This window comes from Streptomyces sp. NPDC048197, assembly GCF_043202395.1.
GTDB classification, from domain to species: domain Bacteria; phylum Actinomycetota; class Actinomycetes; order Streptomycetales; family Streptomycetaceae; genus Streptomyces; species Streptomyces siderophoricus.
The window spans coordinates 1-24,064 of sequence record NZ_JBIDAJ010000022.1 but is presented as its reverse complement, the minus strand read 5'-3'; the positions used below and the strand labels follow the sequence as shown (position 1 = coordinate 24,064).

25 protein-coding genes, 3 tRNA genes and 1 pseudogene are annotated in these 24,064 nt (G+C 72.1%); 17 read left to right on the top strand and 12 right to left on the bottom strand.

All coding sequences use genetic code 11. The features are described 5' to 3' along the window. Positions 1–126 precede the first annotated feature (126 nt). Both ACGF4C_RS25990 and ACGF4C_RS25985 read right to left on the bottom strand, forming a co-directional pair. A complete protein-coding gene (locus ACGF4C_RS25990; protein WP_393569220.1) occupies positions 127–1,764 on the bottom strand; it encodes an ABC transporter permease in 1,638 nt (545 codons plus the stop codon). Next, on the bottom strand, positions 1,761–2,705 hold the full coding sequence (locus ACGF4C_RS25985; RefSeq protein WP_393569219.1) for an ATP-binding cassette domain-containing protein: 945 nt from the start codon (positions 2,703–2,705) through the stop codon (positions 1,761–1,763). Before ACGF4C_RS25985 ends, ACGF4C_RS25990 begins: the two co-directional genes overlap by 4 nt. A gap of 94 nt (positions 2,706–2,799) precedes the next feature. On the opposite strand from ACGF4C_RS25985, the gene ACGF4C_RS25980 reads away from it, so the two are divergent. Beyond that, positions 2,800–3,351, top strand: a complete 552-nt coding sequence (locus ACGF4C_RS25980; RefSeq protein ID WP_393569218.1) for a GbsR/MarR family transcriptional regulator — start codon at positions 2,800–2,802, stop codon at positions 3,349–3,351. Between the two features lie 99 nt (positions 3,352–3,450). Here the strand turns inward: ACGF4C_RS25980 and ACGF4C_RS25975 are convergent, their stop codons facing one another. Next, positions 3,451–4,551 carry a hypothetical protein gene (locus tag ACGF4C_RS25975; RefSeq protein ID WP_393569217.1) on the bottom strand — a complete coding sequence of 367 codons (1,101 nt, stop codon included), beginning with the start codon at positions 4,549–4,551 and terminating at the stop codon, positions 3,451–3,453. Between the two features lie 237 nt (positions 4,552–4,788). On the opposite strand from ACGF4C_RS25975, the gene ACGF4C_RS25970 reads away from it, so the two are divergent. The 3 genes from ACGF4C_RS25970 (at position 4,789) to ACGF4C_RS25960 (ending at position 7,767) form a co-directional block, all read left to right on the top strand. Next, entirely contained in the window at positions 4,789–6,075 is a 1,287-nt protein-coding gene (locus tag ACGF4C_RS25970) for an adenylosuccinate synthase (protein WP_362144797.1), read from the top strand. A 170-nt stretch (positions 6,076–6,245) separates the two neighbouring features. After that, positions 6,246–6,833, top strand: coding sequence for a Uma2 family endonuclease (locus ACGF4C_RS25965; RefSeq protein WP_393569216.1), 588 nt, complete (start codon positions 6,246–6,248; stop codon positions 6,831–6,833). Positions 6,834–6,963: 130 nt separating this feature from the next. Beyond that, positions 6,964–7,767 (top strand): VTC domain-containing protein, encoded by an 804-nt coding sequence (locus ACGF4C_RS25960; protein WP_393569215.1) that lies wholly within the window; start codon positions 6,964–6,966, stop codon positions 7,765–7,767. On the opposite strand, the gene ACGF4C_RS25955 is transcribed toward ACGF4C_RS25960, so the two are convergent. Then, positions 7,751–7,975: a DUF397 domain-containing protein gene (locus ACGF4C_RS25955; RefSeq protein WP_393569214.1), complete on the bottom strand. Its 225-nt coding sequence runs from the start codon at positions 7,973–7,975 to the stop codon at positions 7,751–7,753. The two genes, ACGF4C_RS25960 and ACGF4C_RS25955, sit on opposite strands and share 17 nt — an antisense overlap. Continuing rightward, positions 7,878–8,765 (bottom strand): Scr1 family TA system antitoxin-like transcriptional regulator, encoded by an 888-nt coding sequence (locus ACGF4C_RS25950; RefSeq protein WP_393569213.1) that lies wholly within the window; start codon positions 8,763–8,765, stop codon positions 7,878–7,880. The genes ACGF4C_RS25955 and ACGF4C_RS25950 overlap by 98 nt, the downstream gene beginning before the upstream one ends. 331 nt (positions 8,766–9,096) lie before the next feature. On the opposite strand from ACGF4C_RS25950, the gene ACGF4C_RS25945 reads away from it, so the two are divergent. The 5 genes from ACGF4C_RS25945 (at position 9,097) to ACGF4C_RS25925 (ending at position 12,667) form a co-directional block, all read left to right on the top strand. Continuing rightward, positions 9,097–9,279, top strand: coding sequence for a hypothetical protein (locus ACGF4C_RS25945; protein WP_393569212.1), 183 nt, complete (start codon positions 9,097–9,099; stop codon positions 9,277–9,279). Further along, a complete protein-coding gene (locus ACGF4C_RS25940) occupies positions 9,276–9,521 on the top strand; it encodes a hypothetical protein (protein ID WP_393569211.1) in 246 nt (81 codons plus the stop codon). The genes ACGF4C_RS25945 and ACGF4C_RS25940 overlap by 4 nt, the downstream gene beginning before the upstream one ends. A 173-nt stretch (positions 9,522–9,694) precedes the next feature. Further along, positions 9,695–11,065, top strand: coding sequence for an aspartate aminotransferase family protein (locus tag ACGF4C_RS25935; RefSeq protein ID WP_393569210.1), 1,371 nt, complete (start codon positions 9,695–9,697; stop codon positions 11,063–11,065). 142 nt (positions 11,066–11,207) lie between these two features. Further along, positions 11,208–11,876, top strand: a complete 669-nt coding sequence (locus ACGF4C_RS25930) for a GntR family transcriptional regulator (protein WP_393569209.1) — start codon at positions 11,208–11,210, stop codon at positions 11,874–11,876. A 140-nt stretch (positions 11,877–12,016) separates the two neighbouring features. Then, a complete protein-coding gene (locus ACGF4C_RS25925; RefSeq protein WP_030414475.1) occupies positions 12,017–12,667 on the top strand; it encodes a hypothetical protein in 651 nt (216 codons plus the stop codon). A gap of 38 nt (positions 12,668–12,705) precedes the next feature. Here ACGF4C_RS25925 and ACGF4C_RS25920 read toward each other — a convergent pair whose 3' ends face one another. Next, positions 12,706–13,467 (bottom strand): SLATT domain-containing protein, encoded by a 762-nt coding sequence (locus ACGF4C_RS25920; RefSeq protein ID WP_393569208.1) that lies wholly within the window; start codon positions 13,465–13,467, stop codon positions 12,706–12,708. A 303-nt stretch (positions 13,468–13,770) separates the two neighbouring features. Here ACGF4C_RS25920 and purD point away from each other — a divergent pair, with 303 nt between their 5' ends. From purD to ACGF4C_RS25905, 3 genes are all read left to right on the top strand, one after another. Beyond that, positions 13,771–15,036: a phosphoribosylamine--glycine ligase gene (gene purD, locus ACGF4C_RS25915; protein ID WP_393569207.1), complete on the top strand. Its 1,266-nt coding sequence runs from the start codon at positions 13,771–13,773 to the stop codon at positions 15,034–15,036. A gap of 346 nt (positions 15,037–15,382) precedes the next feature. Continuing rightward, complete coding sequence (locus tag ACGF4C_RS25910) at positions 15,383–17,197, top strand: hypothetical protein (RefSeq protein ID WP_393569206.1); 1,815 nt, start codon at positions 15,383–15,385, stop codon at positions 17,195–17,197. A 273-nt stretch (positions 17,198–17,470) separates the two neighbouring features. Beyond that, positions 17,471–18,952 carry a N,N-dimethylformamidase beta subunit family domain-containing protein gene (locus ACGF4C_RS25905; protein ID WP_393569205.1) on the top strand — a complete coding sequence of 494 codons (1,482 nt, stop codon included), beginning with the start codon at positions 17,471–17,473 and terminating at the stop codon, positions 18,950–18,952. An 82-nt stretch (positions 18,953–19,034) separates the two neighbouring features. Here the strand turns inward: ACGF4C_RS25905 and ACGF4C_RS25900 are convergent, their stop codons facing one another. Both ACGF4C_RS25900 and ACGF4C_RS25895 read right to left on the bottom strand, forming a co-directional pair. After that, a complete protein-coding gene (locus ACGF4C_RS25900; protein WP_393569204.1) occupies positions 19,035–19,487 on the bottom strand; it encodes a DUF2267 domain-containing protein in 453 nt (150 codons plus the stop codon). Positions 19,488–19,553: 66 nt separating this feature from the next. After that, positions 19,554–19,745 carry a DUF2795 domain-containing protein gene (locus tag ACGF4C_RS25895; RefSeq protein ID WP_362144823.1) on the bottom strand — a complete coding sequence of 64 codons (192 nt, stop codon included), beginning with the start codon at positions 19,743–19,745 and terminating at the stop codon, positions 19,554–19,556. Between the two features lie 185 nt (positions 19,746–19,930). Between ACGF4C_RS25895 and ACGF4C_RS25890 the strand changes: the two genes are divergently transcribed. Both ACGF4C_RS25890 and ACGF4C_RS25885 read left to right on the top strand, forming a co-directional pair. Further along, positions 19,931–20,269 (top strand): DUF3140 domain-containing protein, encoded by a 339-nt coding sequence (locus ACGF4C_RS25890; RefSeq protein WP_362144826.1) that lies wholly within the window; start codon positions 19,931–19,933, stop codon positions 20,267–20,269. An 87-nt stretch (positions 20,270–20,356) separates the two neighbouring features. Next, positions 20,357–21,256, top strand: a complete 900-nt coding sequence (locus ACGF4C_RS25885) for a phosphoribosylaminoimidazolesuccinocarboxamide synthase (RefSeq protein WP_030414483.1) — start codon at positions 20,357–20,359, stop codon at positions 21,254–21,256. A gap of 70 nt (positions 21,257–21,326) precedes the next feature. On the opposite strand, the gene ACGF4C_RS25880 is transcribed toward ACGF4C_RS25885, so the two are convergent. The 4 genes from ACGF4C_RS25880 to ACGF4C_RS25865 all read right to left on the bottom strand — a co-directional run bounded on the left by ACGF4C_RS25880 (position 21,327) and on the right by ACGF4C_RS25865 (position 22,504). Next, positions 21,327–21,402 (bottom strand) — tRNA-Gly (locus ACGF4C_RS25880). Positions 21,403–21,845: 443 nt separating this feature from the next. After that, positions 21,846–21,918: transfer RNA gene (locus ACGF4C_RS25875), tRNA-Gly, on the bottom strand. A gap of 74 nt (positions 21,919–21,992) precedes the next feature. After that, a tRNA-Gly gene (locus tag ACGF4C_RS25870) sits at positions 21,993–22,064 on the bottom strand. Positions 22,065–22,183: 119 nt separating this feature from the next. After that, a complete protein-coding gene (locus ACGF4C_RS25865; protein WP_030414484.1) occupies positions 22,184–22,504 on the bottom strand; it encodes an Lsr2 family protein in 321 nt (106 codons plus the stop codon). Between the two features lie 300 nt (positions 22,505–22,804). Here ACGF4C_RS25865 and purS point away from each other — a divergent pair, with 300 nt between their 5' ends. From purS to ACGF4C_RS25850, 3 genes and pseudogenes are all read left to right on the top strand, one after another. Then, entirely contained in the window at positions 22,805–23,050 is a 246-nt protein-coding gene (gene purS / locus ACGF4C_RS25860; RefSeq protein ID WP_030414485.1) for a phosphoribosylformylglycinamidine synthase subunit PurS, read from the top strand. Further along, the gene (gene purQ / locus ACGF4C_RS25855) at positions 23,047–23,727 is read left to right on the top strand and encodes a phosphoribosylformylglycinamidine synthase subunit PurQ (protein ID WP_393569203.1); all 681 of its coding nucleotides are present in this window, start codon (positions 23,047–23,049) and stop codon (positions 23,725–23,727) included. The genes purS and purQ overlap by 4 nt, the downstream gene beginning before the upstream one ends. Next, positions 23,727–24,064 (top strand): annotated as a pseudogene (locus ACGF4C_RS25850) (phosphoribosylformylglycinamidine synthase II); the annotation flags it as partial. The gene purQ and the pseudogene ACGF4C_RS25850, both read left to right, overlap by 1 nt.

The following is a 24,064-nucleotide window of genomic DNA, read 5'->3' as shown; positions in this document are numbered from 1 at the left end:
CGCCCCCGTCCACAGCCTGTGGACGCGAGTACGCCGCCGGAGTCCGCTACAGCTCCGGCGGCGTACGTCTGTGGGGGGTGGTTTCACGTGAAACGGCGGCGTCCGGCTGGAAACAGCCGGGCGGGATCAGTCGATGTCGCGTCGGCGGAACCCGGCCAGGCCGGCGGCGAGGAAGACGGCGGAGAGCACCAGCAGCCAGACGAACGGGGCGGCGGTGGCTTCCGTGCCCGGGAGCTTGGGCAGGTGGCCGTAGGGCGAGAGGTCCATGGCCCACTGGGGGAGGTTCAGCGACGGTCCGATCCAGCCGAGCGCCAGGCAGCCACCGATCACCGCCCACACGGCCGTGGTGGCCCGGGGCAGCAGCCCGAAGGCCAGCACCGCCAGGCCGGTGAGCGTCCAGACCGCCGGCACCTGGGCGAGCGCGGCGCCCACCACCGGCCCCACCCGGCCGGTGTCGCCGACCGAGATGCCGTACGAGACGCCGAGCGCCAACCCGCCGAAGCCGAGGACGACGACCGTGCCGGCGTAGGCGACGGTCAGATGGCCGGCGGCCCAGCGGAGCCGGCCCACCGCACCGGCTAGCACCGGTTCGGCCCGGTCGGCGCTCTCCTCGCCGCGCAGCCGGAGCACCGCACCGGCCGCGTAGATCGCGGCGACCATGCCCAGGATGCCGACCATCGTGGCCAGGAAGGCGTCGGTCAGCCGCGCCTGCCCGCCCATCCGCTCGAAGATCTCGCGGGTCCGCTCGTTGCCGCCGACCAGGTCGGACGCGCCCTTCGCGATCCCGCCGAAGACCGCGCCGGCGCACACATAGCCGAGCGTCCAGCCGCCCAGCGTCGTCCGCTGCAGCCGCCAGGCCAGGCCGAACGGGCCGGCCAGCGAGCGCGGGGCCCGGGTCGGACCGGGCCGGGCGGGCAGGAAGCTCATGCCGAGGTCGCGACGGGCGGTCAGCGCGTATGCGGCGGCCACGGTGAGCGCGGTGCCCGCCAGGAAGAGCAGCAGCACCCACCAGCGCTCGTCGGCGTACGCCCGCAGGTTCTCCGCCCAGCCGAGCGGCGAGGCCCAGGTGAGCGGGGAGCCGGCGGTGGCGTCGGCGGCATCGCCCGCGCCGCGCAGCCCGAAGGCGAGGCCGAGCACCGCGCCGGTCAGCCCCTTCGCCATCCGGGCGCTCTCGGTGAGCTGCGCGGCGACGGCGGCCAGACCGGCGAACAGCATGCCGGTGCCACCGATGGCGAGCCCGAGGGCCAGCGAACCGGCGGCCGGCCGGCCGGACCGGGCGAGCCCGGCCGCGATCAGCGCGACGAGCACGGCGTTGGCGAGCAGCGCGGCCAGCAGGGCCGCGGTCAGTGGCGCCCGGCGGCCCACCATGGCCGCGGACAGCAGCTCCTGACGGCCCGTCTCCTCCTCCTCGCGGGTGTGCCGGACGACGATCAGCAGGCTCATCACCGCGGCCAGCACCGCCCCGAACCCGGCCATCCGCCAGGCGATCAGACCGCCGAGGGAGTCGCTGAAGACGGGGCCGTACAGCGCGCGCATCGAGCCGTTGGCGGTCATCGAGCCGGCCAGTTCGGCGCGCTCGGCGGCGGTGCCGTAGAGCGCTTCGAAGGACGAGCCCAGGCTCGCCACGACCAGGCCGAGGCCGAGCACCCAGGCCGGGATCATCACCCGGTCGCGGCGCAGCGCGAGCCGCAACAGGGCGCCGGTACCGGCGAGTTGGCGGGAGCGGGCGGTGCCGGCGGGCACCGCGGCGGCCACGGCGGTCATCGGGCGACCGCCGTCGCGTCGTGGTCGGCCCCGCCGCGCACGTCGTCCTGGTAGTGCCGCAGGAACAGCTCTTCCAGGGTGGGCGGGGTGCTGGTCAGGCTGCGCACCCCGGAGGTGCCCAGCGACCGCAGCACGGCGTCGAGCTTGTCGGTGTCGACCTGCAGCCTGACCCGGTGCCCCTGGACGTCCAGGTCGTGGACGCCGGGGAGCGCGGCCAAACCATGGGGAGGGCCCGCCAGTTCGGCGACGATCGACGTACGGGTCAGGTGCCGCAGCTCGCCGAGCGACCCGGACTCGACCGTCCGCCCCTTGCGGATGATGCTGACCCGGTCGCAGAGCGCTTCGACCTCGGACAGTACGTGGCTGGAGAGCAGCACCGTACGGCCGCGGTCGCGCTCCTCGATGACGCAGGTCTGGAAGACCTCCTCCATCAACGGGTCGAGCCCGGAGGTCGGTTCGTCGAGGATCAGCAGGTCGACGTCGGAGGCGAAGGCGGCGACCAGGGCGACCTTCTGCCGGTTGCCCTTGGAGTACGCGCGCCCCTTCTTGGTCGGGTCGAGCTCGAACCGTTCCAGCAGCTCGTCCCGCCGCGCCCGGTCGATCCCACTGCGCAGCCGCCCGTAGAGATCGATGACCTCGCCGCCGGAGAGGTTGCGCCACAGGGTGACATCGCCGGGGACGTAGGCGATGCGGCGGTGCAGGGCGACGGCGTCGTGCCAGGGGTCGCGGTCCAGGAGCCGGGCGGTGCCGCGGTCGGCGCGCAGCAGGCCGAGCAGTACGCGGATGGTGGTGGACTTCCCGGCGCCGTTGGGCCCGAGGAAGCCGTGTACCTCGCCGGCCTCGACGGTGAGGTCGAGACCGTCCAGTGCACGGGTCCGCCCGAAGGACTTGTGGAGACCGTCCACCCGGATCGCGGGAGCGGGAGCGATTGGCTTGGTCATGCTTTGGAAGCTACGCTAGTTTCACAAATTTGTGAAGTTAAGAAACCGTATAAAGTTGGGCGGGGTGGCGCTGATCAGGGGAGAGGATGCGGACATGAGCAATGCGGAACGTACGGCCGGCACGGACAGCGGCGACGGGCGGCGGACTGCCGACCCGCGCGCCCAGGAGGCGATCTCCCAGTTCGTCGAACGGTTCGCGGCCCAGATGGTGGACGCCGGGATGGCCCGCATGCCGGCCCGCGTCTTCGCCTGCCTGCTCGCCTCCGACTCCGGCGTGCTGACCTCCGCCGAGCTGGGCGAACGGCTTCAGATCAGCCCCGCCGCGGTGTCCGGCGCGGTGCGCTACCTCTCCCAGGTCGACATGATCAGCCGCGAGCGCGAGCCGGGCTCCCGCCGCGACCGCTACCGCGTGCACAGCGACCAGTGGTACGAGGCGCTGACCCGCCGGGAGAACGTCATCGCCCGCTGGGAGGGCACCCTGCGCGAGGGCGTGGAGAGCCTCGGCCCCGACTCCCCGGCCGGCCGCCGGCTCAACGAGACCCTGGTCTTCTTCGCGTTCCTGCAGAAGGAGCTGCCCGCCCTGCTGGACCGCTGGCGCGACCACCGCGACCAGCTGCGCGCCGGTTACGACGACGCCGACGGCTGAGCGGGGCGGCCCACGGCCCCACCGCTCCCCGCGGTGTGGTGAGCCTCACACCCGCCGACCCAGCTACCCCCGCCGACCCAGCTACCCCCGCCGACCCAGCTACCCCCGCCGCGGCAGCTGCAGCCGCCAGGCCCCCGGCTGCACCGTCCACGTACGGGTCCGCACCGGCCCGCCGACCACCGCGTCCGCCCGGTAGTGGAAGTCCGCGCCGGACACCGTCACGGCCCGCGCCCGGGCCCGTACCGGATGCCCGCCGCCCGGCCAGTGCACCACGACCTCGGCCAGCTCCCCGCCGCCGTCCCGGCCGTCCCCCCGACCGTCGCCGGCACCCGCGCCGCGCCCGGTCCCGGCCCCCGGCCACCCCGCCCCGGCCTGCCCGCCCGGCACCACCGACACCCCGCGCACCGGCCGGTCCAGGTCCGCCAGCAGCACCCCGTCCGCCTCGATCCGCAGCCGCTGCTCCGGCACCCGCACGCGCCGCCCGCCCGCCGCCCCGGCCTCCGCACGGGAGGCCCCCCAGAACCCGGCCGCCGGTGCCAGCAGCGCCAGCGCCGTCCGCGCGGTCCGGGCGGCCGGCCCCCACCACGGCCGGTGCCCATCGGCACCCGGCACCCCGGCCGGCGCCCCGTCCGCCCCGGCGGGCTCCGCACCCACCGCGCCCTCCGCCCGCTCCGTGTGCTCCGTGTGCTCCCCGGCATCCACCGGCCCGGCCGCACCCGGCACGAACACCCGGTGTCCCGGGCCGGCCGCCGTCCGCCGCCCGCCGTTCCGTCCGCCGTCCCGCCCGCACGGGATCCGCAGCCCGCCCAGCACGATCCCGCCGCTGTCGTCCGTCAGCAGGTCCATCGCCCGCTCCGCGCCGTCCAGCACCGTCCGCGCCGCGGCGACGGTGTCCTGCGGAACGCCCAGCGAGCGGCTCAGCGCCACCGCCGCCGGCGCCCCCACCGGGACCATCGACACCGGCACCCCGGCCAGCTCCCGCTCCTTGTGCAGCAGCCCCACGACCCGCAGCAGCGCCCGGTCGTCGCCGATCACCACCGGCCGCCGCTGACCCCGCCGGGCCAGCGCCCGCGCGAACTCCTCCGGCCCGTCCGGCAGGCAGATCTTCGCCCCCGAACCCCCCGCGCCCGCACACAGCACATCCCGCGCGATCCGGACAGACTCCCCGTCCGTACTGCGCGCGACCGGATCGATGACCACGAGCAGGGGGTACCCCCGAACGGAGTCCACGGGAGAGTGCCCAGAAGGCTGCGCCGACACCTCGGTCCTTCCTCAGGTAGCATCTCGGTGCAAGAGCCCCTTGCGCTATTGCGCCAGGGGCTTCGTCTATTCCGGGGCACCGGTTCGACGGCTGCAGCGATGACGGACGCGTGAACACGCGGGCGTCGCGCCATCCACGCACGTTGGACATGCCCCGCCCGGAAGGGGTGTACGCCTGTGCCCGCACTTGTGCTGCTCGGTGCTCAGTGGGGTGATGAGGGCAAGGGGAAGGCCACCGACCTGCTCGGTGGATCCGTCGATTACGTGGTGCGCTACCAGGGCGGCAACAACGCCGGCCACACGGTCGTCGTGGGCGACCAGAAGTACGCGCTGCATCTCCTCCCCTCCGGAATCCTCTCGCCGGGGTGCACCCCGGTCATCGGCAACGGTGTCGTCGTCGACCCGGCGGTCCTGCTCTCCGAGCTGAGCGGACTCAACGAGCGTGGCGTCGACACGTCCAAGCTGCTGCTCAGCGGTAACGCGCATCTGATCACGCCGTACAACATCACCGTCGACAAGGTGACGGAACGGTTCCTCGGCAAGCGGAAGATCGGCACCACCGGCCGCGGCATCGGCCCGACCTACGCCGACAAGATCAACCGCGTCGGCATCCGCGTCCAGGACCTCTACGACGAGTCGATCCTGACGCAGAAGGTCGAGGCGGCGCTCGACGTCAAGAACCAGCTGCTGACCAAGCTCTACAACCGCCGCGCCATCGAGGCCGGCCAGGTCGTCGAGGAGCTGCTCGGCTACGCCGACCAGATCAAGGGCTACGTCGCCGACACCACCCTGATCCTCAACAACGCCCTCGACGAGGACAAGGTCGTCCTCTTCGAAGGCGGCCAGGGCACGCTGCTGGACATCGACCACGGCACGTACCCCTTCGTGACGTCCTCGAACCCGACCGCCGGCGGCGCCTGCACCGGCACCGGCGTCGGTCCGACGAAGATCAGCCGGGTCATCGGCATCCTCAAGGCGTACACCACCCGCGTCGGCGCCGGCCCGTTCCCCACCGAGCTCTTCGACGAGGACGGCGAGGCCCTGCGCCGCATCGGCGGCGAGCGGGGCGTCACCACCGGCCGCGACCGCCGCTGCGGCTGGTTCGACGCGGTCATCGCCCGCTACGCGACCCGCGTGAACGGCCTGACCGACTTCTTCCTCACCAAGCTCGACGTGCTCACCGGCTGGGAGCAGATCCCGGTCTGCGTGGCGTACGAGATCGACGGCAAGCGCGTCGAGGAGCTGCCCTACTCGCAGTCCGACTTCCACCACGCGAAGCCGATCTACGAGACCCTCCCGGGCTGGTCCGAGGACATCACCAAGGCGAAGTCCTTCTCCGACCTGCCGAAGAACGCGCAGAACTACGTCAAGGCGCTGGAGGAAATGTCCGGCGCCCCGATCTCCGCCATCGGCGTCGGCCCCGGCCGCGACGAGACGATCGAGATCAACTCGTTCCTTTCGTAGGGATCGGCTGAATACCACCAGGGCCCGCGCACCGTCCGTCGAGGACGGGGCGCGGGCCCTTGTGCGTGCGGTCTGTTCCTCGTGTGCTCGAACGAGTGATCTGCGGCGGAATATGCCACAGGCACCGGCCAGCCTGGCAACACTGGCTTTCATCTCGAAAGGAGTGCAGCATGACGGTTATGGCCGAGCGCACGTCATACATGTCGGTGGAGGAGTTCGAGCAGATCGCCTCCGTCGCGCCCGAGACCGTCACGTTGGAGTTCATCAACGGACGGATCGGGGAGAAGCGCGTGCCGGACGGCGATCACGACACCATCATCATGTGGCTGCTCAGGCAGTGCATCCAGGCCCGCCCAGAGTGTGACCTCTACCCAACCGGCAGGGGCCTGAAGGTCGAGGAATACCGTAAAGGGCGAGCCCGCCCTGACGGCGTTCTGGCGCCGATCGGCCATTTCGCCGGAACGGGGGAGTGGTCCGACCCCGACGGTGTCCTGATGACCGTCGAGGTCACCTCGTACGACGGCGACACCGAGCGCCGCGACCGGCAGGAGAAGCCGGCCGCCTACGCTGCCGCGGGCATTCCCGTCCACCTCCTTGTGGACCGTGACCACTGTGAGTTGGTCGTCCACACCAACCCTGCGCCGGAGCAGGGTCGTTACCTCGACGTCCACCAGATCCCCTTCGGCACGCAGGTCACCCTCCCCGACCCGGTCGGATTCACCCTCGACACCGAGGCCTTGAAGAACTACGTCCACTGACGGCACGGGACGGGAGCCGGTTGTCTCCGGCGCTGGCGGATGTCGAATTCCGTGTGGCGGAACCTTCCCCGGGCGTAGAACGTAGAACCAGCACGAGCAGCACAGTCCGTTCGCCCGCGAAGGAGACCGTGTGATTCCCGCGTTACGAGCCCTCGCCCGCGCCGCCATGGCCGCGCGCCCGGTCCCGCTCGCCGACGTCCAGGCACGGGCCGAGCTCGGCACCCGCTTCGGCCACAGCTACCTCGTCCCGTTCGAGCTCTTCCCCGTCTTCGCCGCCGAACTGACCGACCGGCGCCGCCCCGGCGGCCCGTTCGCCGCGCTGTGCATCAACGGCCGTCGCTGGTTCCGCTACCGCTCGGTCCACTACGACACCCCCGACCTGCGCTTCTTCCACGACCACAGGACGGGCGACCGGCCCGGCTACCTGATCCGCGAGCGGCGCTACGAGGACACCGGGCAGCGGCAGTTCGAGATCAAGCTCAGGGGGCGGCGCGGCGAAACGGTCAAGCACCGGCAGCCGCTGCTGCCGGGCGCCCCGGCCCTCGGCCCGGCGGCCCGCGGTTTCCTGACCTCCGTACTGGACCGCAGCTACGGCATCGCCGCCCCCACCGACCTGGGCCTGGCCCTGGAAACGGAGTACACCCGCACCACGTTCGTCGCGGACGGCCAGCGGATTACGTGTGACGCGGCGCTGAGCTGCTGCGACCTGACGACCGGCCGCACGGTACGCGCCGACGGTGGCCTGATCCTCGTCGAGACCAGGACCACCGGCCGGCTTGCCACCGCCGACCGGCTGCTGCACGACCACGGCCTCCGGGCGGCCGACTTCACCAAGTACTGCGGCGGGCTGTCGGCCCTCCGCCCGGAGCTGACCGCCGCACCGTGGCGGACGGCCGTGCACACGGTCTTCCCGTCGACTACGGCCTGTTCGTGAACCCGTCCGCGCGGATGGCCCCGACGAACGCGGCCCAGGAGCGGGCGGGGAAGACGAGGGCCGGTCCGTGCGGGTCCTTGGAGTCACGGACGGGGACGATGCCGGGGAGGTCAGGGGCGACCTCTACGCAGTCGCCACCTTCCTTGTTGCTGTAGCTGGACTTTTGCCAAGCGGCGGCGCTCAGGTCCGGACGGAATGCGGTCAGCAAGGTAGGTCCCCTCCATCACGGCTCGGATCATGTCGAACGACATGTTTGGCGGCAAGGCCAGAGCCCGAACCTGATCGTAGGTGAGTGCGAACGACTTCACATCCTTCTGCTCCTCGATGAGTTGGCCGTACTCGGCCCCCTCGGTGTAAGCCACTTCGGACCCGTCCGGGAGTCTCAGAAGTGTGAGGGACCCACCCAAGGCGTCATGCTCCCCGCTACTGAACGGCAGCACCTGAAGCGTGACATGCGGCTCGTTCGCCGCGTCGAGAAGCCGCCTGAGCTGGTTTCGCATCGCGGTCGGGCCGCCGATGGGACGCAGGAGGACCGCTTCGTCCAAGACCACACAGAGATCGGGCCTGTCGGACTGCGTGAGCCGTGCTTGTCGCCCGAGTCGAGCCGCTACGCGTTCCTCCAACTGCGCGGGCCCTGTGAGAGTTCGACCTCTACGGAGAAGAGCGCGCGCGTAGTCCTCGGTTTGCAGCAGACCAGGCACGGTCTGTCCGGCGTAGGTCCTGATCGCCACCGCCCGCTCCGAAAGCTCTATGAACTTCCGCGACCAGTCCGGAAACGCCTCCCGGTAGACGTACGGCCACAGGTCGACAAGCAGGCCATCGGCGTTGAGGGCCGTGTCGAGGGCCTGCGCCAGCTTCAGCGTCGGCTTTGCGCCCGTCGTGCGTTCGATCTGGTTGATCCGCGTGCTGTGCGTATGCGCTCGTTTGCCGAGCTCGGACTGGGTGAGTCCGGCCGCGCCGCGGAGTCTGCGGACCCGCAGTCCGAAGAGGGCTGCCATGGAGGACGAGGGGTCAACTTCGTTGGCCAAAGGGTCACTTCCGTCCTTACGGCTTGAGAAGTAAGGAGCTACCACCTTCCGCAGCCTATGCCGCACCGCAACGATATGGACACGGAACGTAGTGATCCGCAACGACAGACCCCCGCGACCGTCGCAACCGGTCCGGGGGCATGGTCAACGCGCGCAATTGAGAGAGAACGTCGACATGTTTCAGCGTATTGCCCGCTGCCTCGCCCGGGTGGGGCTTCTCCGAACTCCCCGTCCCCAGGGGCGACATCGCGCCGAATGCGGCGGGCGGCACCGTGCCGTCACCGAGCCCCGGGCCCCGCGTGTGCCCCTCCGCCCCCGTCGACCGACGGTCGAGCTGCCCCTCGACGGCGACGCCTCCGCCCTCGTACGGCCCTACCTCCTCGCGCACGAGCAGCGGGAGCGGCGGGAGGCGCTGCTGCTCGCGACGTTCGGGGTCGATGCGCCCGGCCCGTACTGGATCCACGGTGTGGAGGTCGCCCGATGACCGGGGAGGCGGCGGGCGGGGCGACCGGCGGCAGCGGCCGGCCGCTGCCCCTCCGCATGTGTGTCCGGTGCGAGCGGATCACCGACGAGCCCGTCCTCGTCGCCGAGGTGCACGGCAACAGCGGGCCCGGGTGGAACGTCTACGCCTGCCCAGGGTGTGCCCCGCACGTGCCGGCCGCGCCGGATCCGCTGGTGGTGCTGGAGGCGCTGCTGCAGAGCCGGAGGGGCGGGCCGCGGCGGTGAGCGGGCCCACGGAGGCTCTGGAGCTTCCTCCAGGCCGTAGACAGTGTGTCCGTGGGCGTGGTGAGTGCCATACAGACTGTCGGTACAGCGCGCGAACCGTGATCCCTACGCTGGGGACGTTCGCCGTGCCGATCCCTCGGCGGACCCGAGCGACCCGATCCGAGGTACTGACCGTGACCACGACGCACCCCTCTTCCGCCGCCGATCCCGCCGCCGGGGCGGCCGTCAAGGCCGCCGACCGCGCCCACGTCTTCCACTCCTGGTCCGCGCAGGGCCTGATCGACCCGCTGCCGATCGCCGGCGCCGAGGGTTCGTACTTCTGGGACTACGACGGCAACCGCTACCTCGACTTCTCCTCCCAGCTGGTCAACACCAACATCGGCCACCAGCACCCCAAGGTCGTCGCGGCGATCCAGGAGCAGGCCGGGAAGCTGTGCACGCTCGCGCCCGGGTTCGCGGTGGACGTACGGTCCGAGGCCGCGCGGCTGATCGCCGAGCGCACCCCCGGCGACCTCGACAAGATCTTCTTCACCAACGGCGGCGCCGAGGCCGTGGAGAACGCCGTCCGGATGGCCCGGCTGCACACCGGCCGCGCCAAGGTGCTGTCCGCCTACCGCTCGTACCACGGCGCGACCGCCGCGGCGATCAACCTGACCGGTGACCCGCGCCGCTGGCCCTCCGACACCGCCTCCGCGGGCGTGGTCCACTTCTGGGGCCCGTTCCTGTACCGCTCGCCGTTCCACGCGGAGAACGAGCAGCAGGAGTGCGAGCGCGCGCTCGCGCACCTGGAGCAGACCATCGCCTTCGAGGGGCCCCAGTCGATCGCCGCGATCATCCTGGAGACCGTCCCGGGCACCGCCGGCATCATGGTCCCGCCGGCCGGCTACCTCGCCGGGGTCCGCGAGATCTGCGACCGCTACGGCATCGTCTTCATCCTCGACGAGGTCATGGCCGGCTTCGGGCGCACGGGCCACTGGTTCGCCGCCGACCACTTCGGCGTCACCCCCGACCTGCTCACCTTCGCCAAGGGCGTCAACTCCGGCTACGTCCCGCTGGGCGGCGTCGCGATCAGCGCCGAGATCGCCGCGACCTTCGAGACGCGTCCTTACCCGGGCGGGCTGACGTACTCCGGCCACCCGCTGGCCTGCGCCTCCGCCGTCGCGACGATCAACGCGATGGCCGAGGAGCGGATCGTGGAGAACGCCGCGGAGATCGGCGAGAAGGTCATCGGGCCGGGCCTGCGCGCGATAGCCGAGCGGCACCCGTCCGTCGGCGAGGTCCGCGGCCTGGGCGTCTTCTGGGCCCTCGACCTGGTCAAGAACAAGGAGACCCGCGAGCCGCTGGTGCCGTACAACGCGTCCGGCGCGGCCAACGCCCCGATGGCCGAATTCGCCGCGGCCTGCAAGCGCGGCGGACTGTGGCCGTTCGTCAACATGAACCGCACCCACGTCGTGCCGGCCTGCACGGTCACCGAGGCCGAGGCCAAGGAGGGCCTGGCCGCCCTCGACGAGGCGCTGACCACGGCGGACGCGCACACGCACTGAGGCCACGCCCGTAGTGCAGGGCGCCGGCGCGCACACCACCGCATGAGCGGCCGCCGCGCGGAGCGGCGCCCCGCGGCCCTCGCCTATGGTTGGCGGGGGCCGCTGCCACCCGCGGTCAGGGACCGCGAAGGAGACGCACACGATGGCCGCCGGCGGAGACAGCACAGTCATACGTCGCAGCACGCTGCGTCAGCAGATCGCCGACGCCCTGCGCGACGAGGTCCTGGCGGGCCGGCTGCCGTGCGGCCACCCGTTCACCGTCAAGGAGATCGCCGAGCAGTACGGCGTCTCCGCGACCCCGGTCCGCGAGGCGCTGCTCGACCTCTGCGCCCAGGGGCTGCTCGACGTCGAACAGCACCGCGGCTTCAAGGTCCACGCCTTCACCGCCGACGACTTCCGGGCCATGGTCGAGGCCCGCACCCTGGTCATCGAGGGGATCTTCCGCAGCGGCGCCCAGGAGGCGCTCGCGGCCACCCCCGCCGAGGTGCTGATCTCCATCCGGCGCCGCGCCGACGAGGCCGAGCGGGCCGCCCGGGCCGGCGACCTGGACGTGCTCATCGGCTACGACCTGCGGTTCTGGCGCGAGCTCGGCAACATCGTGAACAACGCCTACATCAGCGACTTCCTGGACCGCATCCGGATCCAGACCTGGATGTACGCGGTGCCGCTGCTGCGCCGCGCCCCGGACCTCACCAACCGCCTGTGGCAGGGCCACTGCGCCCTGGCCGACGCCCTGGTCCGGCGCGACCTGTCCACCGCCCAGCGGCTGATCGCCGAGTACAACGCGCACGCGCTGGCCCTGGTCCGTTAGCCGGTAACCGTCCGGTGCGCCCGCTCTCGTCGGATGGCGCCGCGGGCACTACGCTGTCCCGACTCGGCCGTAATGGGCCGCACCCCGTAGTTGTGCGTGCGCCGGTGTCCTAGTCCCCGACCGGAAGCGAGTCCTCACCCGTGGCATGTGACCTGTGGCTGGTACCCCTCGTCGATGTGCTGTGCCACAGCCCCGACAACCCGTTCTCCGAAGAGATCGCCGCCTACGACAAGGCCCTGACGGAAGCGGGACTGCCACCGGTCCCCGTCTTCAGCTACATGCCGGGCCTGTCCGGGGACGTCGCCCCCATCGCGGGCTTCGACTACGACGCACTGCACTTCCTGCGCCGCGCCTACCTGCTGCGGCTGTGCGGCCTGGAGGTCACCCCGGTCGACGAACTGGGCGGTGACTACGAGCAGTTGCTGGAGATGTTCGAGACCACCGCGCAGCAGTCCCACCTGGTCTGGCATTACGACCACGCGGGCGCGTACGTCCCGGTCGACTTCCCGCATCCGCTCGCCAACGACGAACTGCTGGAGGGCGGCGGTCCGCTGGGGTCCTCGCACGGTCTGCTGCGGGACCTGGAACTGGTTGCGCCATCCCTGGGTATCGATCCGGCCAATCCGCCGGCCGCGCCGGAGCCGCCGGCCGGGCCGACCTCTCTGGAGGAGCGGGCGGGCGCGGTGCCGATGGACGACGGCCCGTTCGCCCGGGAGCGCCATGTCTGGCTCGGCCTGCACGCGGCCGCGACCCGCAGCCTGGGCCAGGGCTCGATGATCGTCTTCAGCTGATCCTCGGTGAGGAGGGCGGGGCAGGCCCCCGGTCCTCCTCACCGCGGCGGTTCCGGCGGCCGCTGGCGCGGCATGTTCGGGCGGCCGCGGTGCGGCAGCGCGTACCGGCCCGGGGACCCGGGATGCTCCTGGCGGGGGGCCGCCCACGGCGTCATGGACTGGGTGGCCCGCGGCGCCGGGCCGGTCCGGAACTCCGCCATCCAGTCGGCCGTCTCGGTCCGCACCAGCTCACCGAGGTCCTCGTTGAACCGCCGGAGCAGCCCCAGACAGCGCTCGGCCGCCTCGCTCGCGGTGCCCTCCGTCGGGCCGAGCACCTCGCGCACGCCCTCCGACGCCCAGTCGAACTGCAGCGCCTCCAGCCGCCGGTGGATCGCCTGCGCCGTCGCCAGGTCCCGCATCCAGCCGGCCGTGACCCCGAAATACCGGTCGCAGCCCACGCACACCGCCGCCAGCAGCAGCGACAGACAACCCCAGGGCGCCCCGCCCTCCCACACCCCGGCCAGGTCCAGCAGCGGCAGCACCCCGCCCCCCGTGACCCCGGCCGCGGCGCCCAGCCGGAGCGCCCGGGCGCCGCGGCGCTTGGCCAGCCGGTCGTGCAGGTACCACTCGGCGGCGCGCAGCGCGCCGTCCTCGGTCCAGAGGTAGAGCGCGTCGAGGCGGTCGCCCGGCTCGCGCCAGCCGCCCGCCGGGAAGGCCCGCCCGGCGACGTCCCGGCGGGCCCGGCCCCGGACGCCGTACCGGCGGAGCGGGCGGCCCTCCTGCTGAGGGGGCCCCTCGGGCTGCATCTCCGGCTGACTCACCCGTGCACTCCCTCTCTGCGCGCTCTGCGGAACGGATACGAACGGTGCCTGCGACGGGGGCCCCTCCCAGGCCTTGCGGGCTGCGGGGGAGTACGGGAGGGCCGTCGCGCGCCGCCCCCTTCCTACCGCCGAACGGCTGGCCCCAGCTCCAAGATCACGCTATTTCCGCCCAGAAGTGGTGCGGGGTCGGGTAGGGGACGGCGCCGGATCTCACCCGAAAGAGTTGCCGCCGCGGCGACGGACGGTTTCCGGACCGCCCGTCCGCCGTCCGGCCGTCCCGGCCACTCGTCTAGGCTGCCTGTCGTGAAGGTCCTCGTCATCGGCGGCGGCGCCCGCGAACACGCCCTGTGCCGCTCTCTGTCCCTCGACCCCGACGTCACCGCGCTGCACTGCGCCCCCGGCAACGCCGGCATCGCCGAGGTGGCCGAATTGCACCGGGTCGACGCCCTCGACGGCCGGGCCGTCGCCGACCTGGCCGCGGGCCTGGCGGCCGACCTGGTCGTCGTCGGTCCCGAGGCCCCCCTGGTGGCGGGCGTCGCGGACGCGGTCCGCGAGCGCGGCATCCCGGTCTTCGGCCCGTCGGCCGACGCCGCCCAGCTGGAGGGCTCCAAGGCCTTCGCCAAGGACGTGATGGCCGCCGCGGCCGTCCCGACCGCCCGCAGCTACGTCTGCACCACCCCGGAAGAGATCGACGAGGCCCTGGACGCCTTCGGCGCGCCGTACGTGGTCAAGGACGACGGGCTGGCGGCCGGCAAGGGCGTCGTGGTGACCGACGACGTGGACACCGCCCGCGCCCACGCGCTGGCCTGCGACCGCGTGGTCATCGAGGAATTCCTCGACGGGCCCGAGGTCTCGCTCTTCGCGATCACCGACGGCGAGACCGTCGTCCCGCTCCAGCCCGCCCAGGACTTCAAGCGCGCCTACGACGGCGACGAGGGTCCCAACACCGGCGGCATGGGCGCGTACAGCCCGCTGCCCTGGGCCGACCCGAAGCTGGTCGACGAGGTCATGGCGAGCGTGCTGCAGCCCACCGTCGACGAGCTGCGCCGCCGCGGCACCCCGTTCTCCGGTCTGCTCTACGCCGGCCTGGCGATCACCTCCCGCGGGGTCCGGGTGATCGAGTTCAACGCCCGCTTCGGCGACCCGGAGACCCAGGTCGTCCTGGCCCGCCTCAGGACGCCGCTCGGCGGGCTGCTGCGGGCCGCCGCCACCGGCAACCTCGCCGCCCTGCCGCCGCTGCGCTGGAGCGACGACGCGGCCGTCACGGTCGTCATCGCCTCCCACAACTACCCGGACACCCCGCGCACCGGCGACGTCATCGAGGGCCTGGCCGAGGTCGCCGCGCAGGACGCCCCCGACGCCTACGTGCTGCACGCCGGCACCAAGCTCGACGAGGCCGGCGCGGTGCGCAGCGCGGGCGGCCGGGTGCTGTCCGTCACCGCCGCCGGCGCCGACCTCGCCACCGCCCGTGAGCGCGCCTACCGGGCCGTGGACCGGATCTCGCTGGACGGCTCCCAGCACCGCACGGACATCGCCGCCAAGGCCGCCGCGGAGGCCCCGGGCGCCTGAGACGCCCGCGCCGTGGGCCCCGCACCCCCGGGCCCACGGCGCCCCACCGCCGGTTCCCGGCTTTGCCCAAAGCCATTCCATCGAGTGACCACGCCAGATTCCGGCTGACGTGACGGAGCCCCCCAACTAGGGTGCCGCGCAAGCGTCCTGCCGCCGCTGCGCCCGCTACCGGTGCGGTGGCCACAGGGACGTCCGGCAAGTGGCTCACCGGCATTGCGATGTCAGTGGCCGGTGCCAGAGTGGTGGTGAGTGAGCTCGCTCGCACCACAACGCGCAATGTTCGAAGGCGTCCGTCCACTGTTCTCTCCGTCCGGCTCCATCAGGACAGCAGGGGGTGTACAGGCTCGTGGCAAGTCCGGAAACAGGCGTCCTGGCGGCGCGTGCCCGTGCCCTCGCCGTGCTGCGGATCCGCGGCGCCGCGCTGGCCGTGGCGCTGCTGCCCGCGGCGGTGGCGGTGGTGCTGGCCGTCGGCCGGGCGACCGGCCGTCTCGGCGCGGGCTGGGACCCGGCCGGCTGGGTGGCCGGCGGCCTCGCGCTGGTCGGCCTGCTCCTGGCCGCGTTGGTCGGGGCCGTGGTCGCGCGTGCCCGGCCGGCGCTCAGCCCCTCCGTGCCGATCGCCGAGGAATCCGCCCCGGACCTCTACCGCCTCGTGCGTGACCTGGCCGACCGGCTGGAGGTCCCCGCGCCCTCCGCCATAGCCCTCACCCCGGACTGCGACAGCTGGCTGGAGGACCGTACGCACCGCGCGCACGGCCCGCCCCGCGGCGCCGGCGGGCCCGAGCCCGGTGCCGGGCGCCGGTCCGCCGAGGCCCCGGTCCTGGTGATCGGCTCGCCGTTCCTGTGGTGGATGCGGGTCGCCGAGCTGCGTGCCCTGCTGGCCCCCGTAGTGGCCGGCACGGGCCCGTCCGCGCATCCGGACATAGCCGCCGCCCGCCGCTTCATCCGCGGCCTGGACGCCGCCGTCGCGGTCGCCGCCCGGGCCCGGGGCCCGCTGCGCGGCCCGGCGCTCCGCTTCGTCGGCAAGGTGGCCCGGCTGCTGCTCCGCGCCTGCCGCGAACACGCCACGATCATGGAGCGGGCCGTCGCGGCCGCCGCCTCCGAGCGCGCCCAGACCGTCGACTACGGCCTGCGGATCGTCGCCCAGGAGCAGGTCGGGCTGGCCTACGCGGGCTGGGACCGACTGCTGACCCGGGTCGCGCTGCCCGCCTGGCGGATGGGCCGCTGGCCGTCCCGCCTGGACGCCGGCGTGGTCTCCGCGCTCACCGAGCTCTCCCGCCGCGACCGCCTCGCCGACGGCTTCGCCTCCCGGCTGGGCGAGCGCCCGGCCTGCGACCTTCTGGAGGAGCCCGGAGCCATCGACCGCGCCGCCTCCCTGCTGGCCGCCCGGCTGTTCCACGGCGGCCCGGCCGAGACCGGGCCCGACTGGTCCCCGGTCGGCTGGAACCAGTACCCGGAAGAGGTCGTGGACCGGAAGTGGCGCCTGGAGGCCGCCCGCCTCCACCGCGTCCTCGACGACCTCCCGGCCCCGGCGCTCGGCCCCGCACCGGCCCCGCCCCCGGTGGAGCCGTCCCCCGCCCCGACCTTCTCGTACGCCGGTGGCCCGGCCGGTCCCCCTGCGGGGCGCGGCGGTCCGGCGGACCACCGGCCCGGCGACGGGCGCCCCGGCGGCCCGCCGTCCGCGCCCACCGCGCCGCCGGGCCCGACGCTCGACCGGGTCATCGACCGGCTCGCCCATGACGCGCACGCCGGCGACCTGGTCGCCGCCCGGCTGGGCGCGGAGGTCGAGCGCGAGGAGCGCGAGGAGGCGGCCCGGCAGGCCGCCCGCGGCAGCCTGGCCGAGGACGCCGCGGCGGGCGTGGCCTGGGGCGACGGCCTGGCCGAGGGCGGCCTGCCACTGTTCCCGCTGCAACCGCCCCGGACGGGCCGGGAGCTGCTCGCCGACCACGTCACGGCCATGGTCTGCTGCGCCGCCGTGGACACCGCCGGCGCGGTCCCCGGTCTGGACTGGCTCGACGGCCCGGCGCTGCTGGTCGACGGGGCCCGCCGGGCCGACCTGGGCAGCCCGGTGCTCAGCCTGGTCGACGACGGCGACGCGGGCCCGCTCCGCGGCTGGCTGACGACGGTCGGCGTGCGCCCGGAGAAACCGGTCCGCCTGGTATGACGCGGGGCCGTGCAGGGCCTCGCCGCACCGGGCAGGGCCTCGCCGCTCCGGATGGATGCGCTGCCCGGCGCTGACGGGCGGCTGACGCGACCGGATCGCCGGCCGCACACCTCCAGTTCGTGATTCGGAGCCAAAGGCATCTAAATTCACGACGAAGGGTGACGAAGCAAGTGCGTAATGTGATGTGCTGGGGGATGGCCGGGTTCACCCAGCCGGACGCAACACCGGCCCGATCGGCCGCCGCCGGTGGGGGACGCGGGAGGGGAGTGGAAGGTGGCGACGGAACAGATCAGGCGCTGGGAGTCGGGCGCCCTCGCCCACGCGGTCACGGACCCGTTCGGCCAGGGCCCGCTGCCCTGGCTGCGCGGCAGCGAGAACTACTTCGAATCCGGCCGCATCATCCCCTGGTACGTCGACCCCGCCGTTGCCCAGGGCGATCTGCGGGTGCCCACACCCCGCAAGATCAACGGCCCGCGCACCGCCGATGACGTCCACGGCCAGATCAAGGGCTTCGCCAATACCGGCGCGGTGGCGCCCGGCGAGGCCATCGACTTCCGGGTGTCGGTCGACCCGCCCCAGCCGTTCAGCATCGACGTCTACCGCATCGGCCACTACGCCGGCACCGGTGCCTCCAAGATCACCACCAGCCCCCGGCTGTCCGGCATCGTCCAGCCGCCCCCGATGGCCGCCGGCCGCACCGTCTCCTGCCACCACTGGTGGCAGTCCTGGCGCCTCCAGGTTCCCGCGTACTGGCGGCTCGGCGCCTACGTCGCGGTCCTGACCACCGCCGACGGCTGCCGCTCCCACATCCCCTTCACGGTCCGCGACGACCGCGCCGCCGACCTCCTGCTGCTCCTGCCCGACATCACCTGGCAGGCGTACAACCTCTTCCCCGAGGACGGCCGTACGGGCGCCAGCCTCTACCACGCCTGGGACGAGAAGGGCGCGCTGCTGGGCGAGCAGGACGCCGCCACCACCGTCTCCTTCGACCGCCCCTACGCCGGCGCCGGCCTCCCCCTCCATGTGGGCCACGCCTACGACTTCATCCGCTGGGCCGAGCGCTACGGCTACGACCTCGCCTACGCCGACGCCCGCGACCTGCACGCCGGCCGGGTCGACCCGTCCCGCTACCGCGGCCTGGTCTTCCCCGGCCACGACGAGTACTGGTCGGTGCCGATGCGCCGCACGGTCGAGCTGGCCCGGGACACCGGCACCTCCCTGGTCTTCCTCTCCGCCAACACCATGTACTGGCAGGTCGACCTCGCCCCGTCCCCCTCGGGCAGCCCCGACTCCCTGCTCACCTGCCGAAAACGCCAGGGCCCCGGCCGCCCCGCCCTGTGGCGCGAGCTGGGCGACCCCGAGCAGCGCCTGATGGGCATCCAGTACGCCGGCCGGGTCCCCGAGCCGGCCCCGCTGATCGTCCGCAACGGCGACCACTGGCTCTGGGAGGCCACCGGCGCACACGAAGGCGATGAGCTCCCCGGCCTGGTCGCCGGCGAGGCCGACCGCTACTTCCCGCGCACCAGCCTCCCCGACCACACCCGCCGCATCCTGCTCGCGCACTCCCCGTACCGCGACGGTGAAGGCACCCGCCGCCACCAGGAGACCTCCCTCTACCGCGCCCCCAGCGGCGCCCTGGTCTTCGCCTCCGGCACCTTCGCCTGGTCCCCGGCCCTGGACCGCCCCGGCCACGTCGACGAACGCATCCAGCGCGCCACCGCCAACCTCCTCGACCGCATCTGCAAACGGGACTGACGGGGACCCGTGCCGCGCCCCGGCCCCGTACACGACCGGGGCGGGCCCGAAGGCCCGCCCCGTTGCGAGGTCCGTGGTCGTCTCAGGCGTCCTCCGCCCTGGTGGTGGGCAGCAGCTCCCGGATGTCGTGCGGCAGTGAGTGGCTCAGCCGCTCCATCAGTTCCGGGGCCAGCGCGGCGTCCAGCACCTCGAAGACCGCCGCCGCCTCCTGCAGGGCCGCCTGCTCGGAGACCCCGCCGCGCCAGGCGACCCGCGCGGCGAAGACCGTGAGGTCGAAGCGCTCGCCGTCGCCGGGAGCGGCCGCCCCGCCGGGCCGTTCCGCCGAAGGCCCGGCGGACCTCCCGGCCTGCTGCGGCTCCCGGGTCAGATGACCTGCCAGTTCGTGCGGCAACTGCGCCGCGATGTGCCGGGCCAGCCCGGCCGGTACCCGCTCGGCCACCGTCTCCAGCGTCGAGCGGACCGCCCGTTCTGCCGCGCCCCGGTCCGGCAGTGAGGCGCGCTCCTGCACCAGAGCGAGGAACTCGTGATGCTGCATGGTTCTGCCTCCCTTCCCAGCCGTCGCCTACCCGGGGCACGCGCCGCCCACCACGGGCGGGGTGGTTCAGCTCTCCTTGCCGATTTCCTTGCTGACCTCCGCCGGGGAGGGATATTCCTTCGCCGGCAGCTTCTTCAGCGCGTCCATGATGTCCTTGCCGGCGCCGTGGCGACCGGCCTCGTTGACGATCTCGTCCTTCGAAGCGGGGTACTCGACGCCGCCGAGGCACTTCTGCATTTCGATGGGGTTCACCTTCATGCGGGGAGGGATAACCGCTCCCGCGCGGCCCGTACCGCCTCCGCCCGCAATCCACCTCAAGAGCTCAACCGGCCGCCGGCCTGCCCCGCCCGCCAGAGCGCCCCTTTCTTCCGGGTTTGTCGTCACCGGACGCCGGGAACCCATCGACAGATCCCGACCTACGGCCGACTTTCAGGAGGCATGTCATGGCGGAGTCCGGACCCGTGAGCGACACGCTCTGGAACGAGTTCCACGCCCTGGTCAATATGACCTCGCGCGAGCTGCAGGACTGGCTGAGCACCGACGCGGCGGGCGAGGAGACCGAGGAGGTCCCCGACCGGGCCGGCAAGCCCACCGGCCGCCGGGTCCTGGGAATCCTGGGCAAGCGCCGCACCGACCTCACGGAGGACGACGCGCGGATCATGGAGCGGGTCTGCGACACCATCCGCTCCCAACGGGACGCCTCCCGCGACCCCCAGGCCGGCGGCGACTCCTGGCGCCACGGCCTGATGAGCATCGGCCACGACCCCCTCAAGCCGGCCTAGACGAGCACTCCCACCCCTGCGACATCGCCGTACCTCGGCGTACGGGAGAATCGGTACGACTCCTGGATCAACCTACGCGGAGGAAGCGTGTCCGGTTTTGTAGAAAAGCCTGAGCCCGTGGAGGTCCCGGGGCTCACCCACCTCCACACCGGCAAGGTGCGCGACCTCTACCAGAACGCCGCCGGTGAGCTGATCATGGTCGCCAGCGACCGCATGTCCGCCTACGACTGGGTGCTGCCCAGCGAGATCCCCGACAAGGGCCGGGTGCTCACCCAGCTGTCCCTGTGGTGGTTCGACCAGCTCTCCGACCTGGCCGCCGACCACGTGCTGTCCACCGAGCTCCCGCCCGGCGCCCCGGCCGACTGGGCGGGCCGCACCCTGGTCTGCAAGTCGCTGCGGATGGTCCCCGTCGAGTGCGTGGCCCGCGGCTACCTCGCCGGCTCCGGCCTCGTCGAGTACCGCCGGACCCGCACGGTCTGCGGTCTGGCGCTCCCCGAGGGCCTGGACGACGGCTCCGAGCTCCCCGCTCCGATCTTCACCCCCGCAACGAAGGCCGCGGTCGGCGACCACGACGAGAACGTCTCCTACGAGGAGGTCGCCCGCCAGGTCGGCGCCGAGACCGCCGCCCACCTCCGCCAGCTGACCCTGGGCCTCTACGCCCGGGCCCGCGACATCGCCCGGGAACGCGGACTGATCCTGGCGGACACCAAGTTCGAGTTCGGCTTCGACGGCGACACCCTCACGCTGGCCGACGAGGTCCTCACCCCGGACTCCTCCCGCTACTGGCCCGCCGACCAGTGGCAGCCCGGCCGCCCCCAGCCGTCCTTCGACAAGCAGTACGTCCGCGACTGGCTGACCTCGCCCGCCTCCGGCTGGGACCGCACCGCCGAACAGCCGCCGCCCGCCCTCCCGCAGGAAGTCATCGAGCGCACCCGCGCCAAGTACATCGAGGCGTACGAGCGCCTCACCGGCCTGAGCTGGTCGTAACGGCCGCCGGGCACCCAGCCGGACACAAAAGGGGAGAGCCCCCGGTCACCGACCGGGGGCTCTCCCTCTGTGGAGCGGACGACGAGGCTCGAACTCGCGACCTCAACCTTGGCAAGGTTGCGCTCTACCAACTGAGCTACGTCCGCATGCTCCGTGCCGAGCTCCTGTTCCCAGTCGCTCACCGCGCGGTGCGGGGTCCACTATAGCCAACCCCGAGGGCTTCCCAGGACCGCCACCGAAGGCCGGGTGCCCCTGCGCCCGGCCCCCGGCCATCGCCGACGGCGACAGACGCGCGCCGGACCCCGGCGCCCCCGAACACCCTCTCCCGCCCCCCTCGACACCAACTCCCCAGCCGGCAAAACCGCTTCCGGCAAGAACGGCCCGAGGAAGAGCCCAAACCCTCTCCGCATCCGCTCCGTCGGCCGGGCCCGGAAGCTGGAAAACGATCTGTGGGCCGGATCTTCTCCGGATCTTCCCTCTCGATCACTCGCCCGTGACATCCATCACGCCAATTCCCGCAGATCACGATTCCGGGCGGCGGTGGGAAATGCAGAAGGCCCCGGTCACAAGGACCGGGGCCTTCATTCTGAGCGGACGACGAGGCTCGAACTCGCGACCTCAACCTTGGCAAGGTTGCGCTCTACCAACTGAGCTACGTCCGCAGGCATCCACTCGGCTTTCACCGGTGGCGCGACAGCTACTCTACCTGATCCAAAGGACTGGTCGAGACTGTCAGAGCGGGTGACAGGGATTGCACACTGCGCCTCCCCCTTGGAAAGGGGGCGCTCTACTACTGAGCTACACCCGCGTGACTCCTCGGGGCCCGGCCTTTCGGCCTCGCCCCTCGGCGTGCTCCAGACTCTAGCTGATCAGTAGGGGTGCTGTGCAAGTCGGCTGCGCCCGGGCCGGCGGACGCCGGCAAGTCGGTTAGTGGTTCGCCGCGTTGAAGGCCTCGTAGACCTTCTTGGGGATCCGGCCGCGCGGCGGGACGTCCATCTGGTGCGAGCGGGCCCAGGCACGGACGGCGGCCGGGTCGGGGGTCACCGCGGTCCGGGTGTAGGCCTTGCCGGACTTGGCCCGCTTGCGGCCGGCCTCGACGAAGGGAGCGAGGGCGCCGCGCAGTTTCTTCGCATTGGCGGGATTGAGGTCGATCTCGTACGACTTCCCGTCCAATCCGAAGGCGACCGTCTCTGCGGCTTCTCCTCCGTCGATGTCATCGGAGAGCGTTACTACTACGCGCTGCGCCACGGATATCGGTCCTTTCGTGGAGCGACCCCGTGTTGACGTGGGGTGATGCTCCGGATCCGGCTGATTGGGATCAATGCTTTTTCATTTGTACAGCGATGGGCATTGCATTGTGAAGCCCAGTTAATTTCGTCAGCGTGTCTTCCCGCAATCCGGCCTCCGGATCTTTTCGAGGATTTTCCCTGGGGGGCACTCCGCCCGATACCGCACCGTGATCGGGCAGGCAGGATATCTATGCGCGTAGATTTTCGAACACGGTACTGTGATGTCACCGCCTTACGCACCACACCACCGGGAGTGCCAGTGGCACGCGTCGTAGTCGACGTCATGCTCAAGCCGGAGATCCTCGACCCGCAGGGGCAGGCGGTGCAGCGCGCACTGCCTCGTCTGGGTTTCGAAGGGATCGCCGATGTCCGTCAGGGCAAGCGATTCGAACTAGAGGTGGAGGGACCGGTCGATGACGCCGCCCTCGCCCGGGTCCACGAGATGGCCGGGACGTTCCTCGCCAACACCGTCATTGAAGACTTCACCGTGCGGGTCGAGTCATGACCTCGCGTATCGGTGTGATCACTTTCCCCGGCACGCTCGATGACCGCGACACCCAGCGCGCGGTTGCTCTGGCGGGCGCCGAGGCGGTGCCGTTGTGGCACCGTGACAAGGACCTCAAGCAGGTCGACGCCGTGGTCCTGCCCGGCGGGTTTTCCTACGGCGATTACCTGCGCGCCGGAGCGATCTCGCGCTTTTCGCCGGTGATGGAGACCGTCATCGAGCAGGCGAAGGCCGGTCTTCCCGTCCTGGGTATCTGCAACGGGTTCCAGGTGCTGACCGAGACGCATCTGCTGCCGGGCGCGATGCTGCGCAACAACCATCTGCACTTCATCTGCCGGGACCAGAAGCTGCGGGTGGAGAACGACGCCACGGCCTGGACCGCGGACTACGAGGCGGGGCAGGAGATCTCCATCCCGCTGAAGAACATCGACGGCCGGTACACCGCAGACGAGCGCACGCTCGACGAGTTGGAGGCGGAGGGCCGGGTGGTCTTCCGTTATCTGGAGGGCAACCCCAACGGTTCGTTGCGTGACATTGCCGGCATCACGAATGCGGCGGGCAATGTGGTCGGCCTGATGCCGCACCCCGAGCACGCGGTGGAGCCGCTGATCGGGACCGGCCGGACCGACGGCCTGGGATTCTTCACCTCGATCCTGAAGAAGCTGGTGGGCGCCTGATGACTCTCGACACTGTCAAGCACGCCACCGAGTCCCCCGAGGCCGCCCAGCCGTGGGCCGAACTGGGGCTGAAGGAGGACGAGTACGCGCGGATCCGGGAGATCCTGGGTCGCCGTCCCACCGGGGCGGAGCTGGCGATGTACTCGGTGATGTGGTCCGAGCACTGCTCGTACAAGTCCAGCAAGGTGCATCTGAAGCAGTTCGGGGAGAAGGCCCCCGAGAACGATGCGCTGCTGGTGGGCATCGGTGAGAACGCCGGTGTGGTGGATGTGGGTCAGGGTTATGCGGTGACCTTCAAGGTCGAGTCGCACAACCACCCCTCCTACATCGAGCCCTA

Coding starts and splice junctions, on each gene's coding strand:
- ACGF4C_RS25940 (WP_393569211.1), top strand. CDS start 9,276: ATGACCGGGGAGGCGGCGGGCGGGGCGACCGGCGGCAGCGGCCGGCCG.
- ACGF4C_RS25890 (WP_362144826.1), top strand. CDS start 19,931: ATGGCGGAGTCCGGACCCGTGAGCGACACGCTCTGGAACGAGTTCCAC.
- ACGF4C_RS25980 (WP_393569218.1), top strand. CDS start 2,800: ATGAGCAATGCGGAACGTACGGCCGGCACGGACAGCGGCGACGGGCGG.
- ACGF4C_RS25950 (WP_393569213.1), bottom strand. CDS start 8,765: ATGGCAGCCCTCTTCGGACTGCGGGTCCGCAGACTCCGCGGCGCGGCC.
- ACGF4C_RS25985 (WP_393569219.1), bottom strand. CDS start 2,705: ATGACCAAGCCAATCGCTCCCGCTCCCGCGATCCGGGTGGACGGTCTC.
- purQ (WP_393569203.1), top strand. CDS start 23,047: ATGACCTCGCGTATCGGTGTGATCACTTTCCCCGGCACGCTCGATGAC.
- ACGF4C_RS25930 (WP_393569209.1), top strand. CDS start 11,208: ATGGCCGCCGGCGGAGACAGCACAGTCATACGTCGCAGCACGCTGCGT.
- ACGF4C_RS25900 (WP_393569204.1), bottom strand. CDS start 19,487: ATGCAGCATCACGAGTTCCTCGCTCTGGTGCAGGAGCGCGCCTCACTG.
- ACGF4C_RS25895 (WP_362144823.1), bottom strand. CDS start 19,745: ATGAAGGTGAACCCCATCGAAATGCAGAAGTGCCTCGGCGGCGTCGAG.
- ACGF4C_RS25965 (WP_393569216.1), top strand. CDS start 6,246: ATGACGGTTATGGCCGAGCGCACGTCATACATGTCGGTGGAGGAGTTC.
- ACGF4C_RS25990 (WP_393569220.1), bottom strand. CDS start 1,764: ATGACCGCCGTGGCCGCCGCGGTGCCCGCCGGCACCGCCCGCTCCCGC.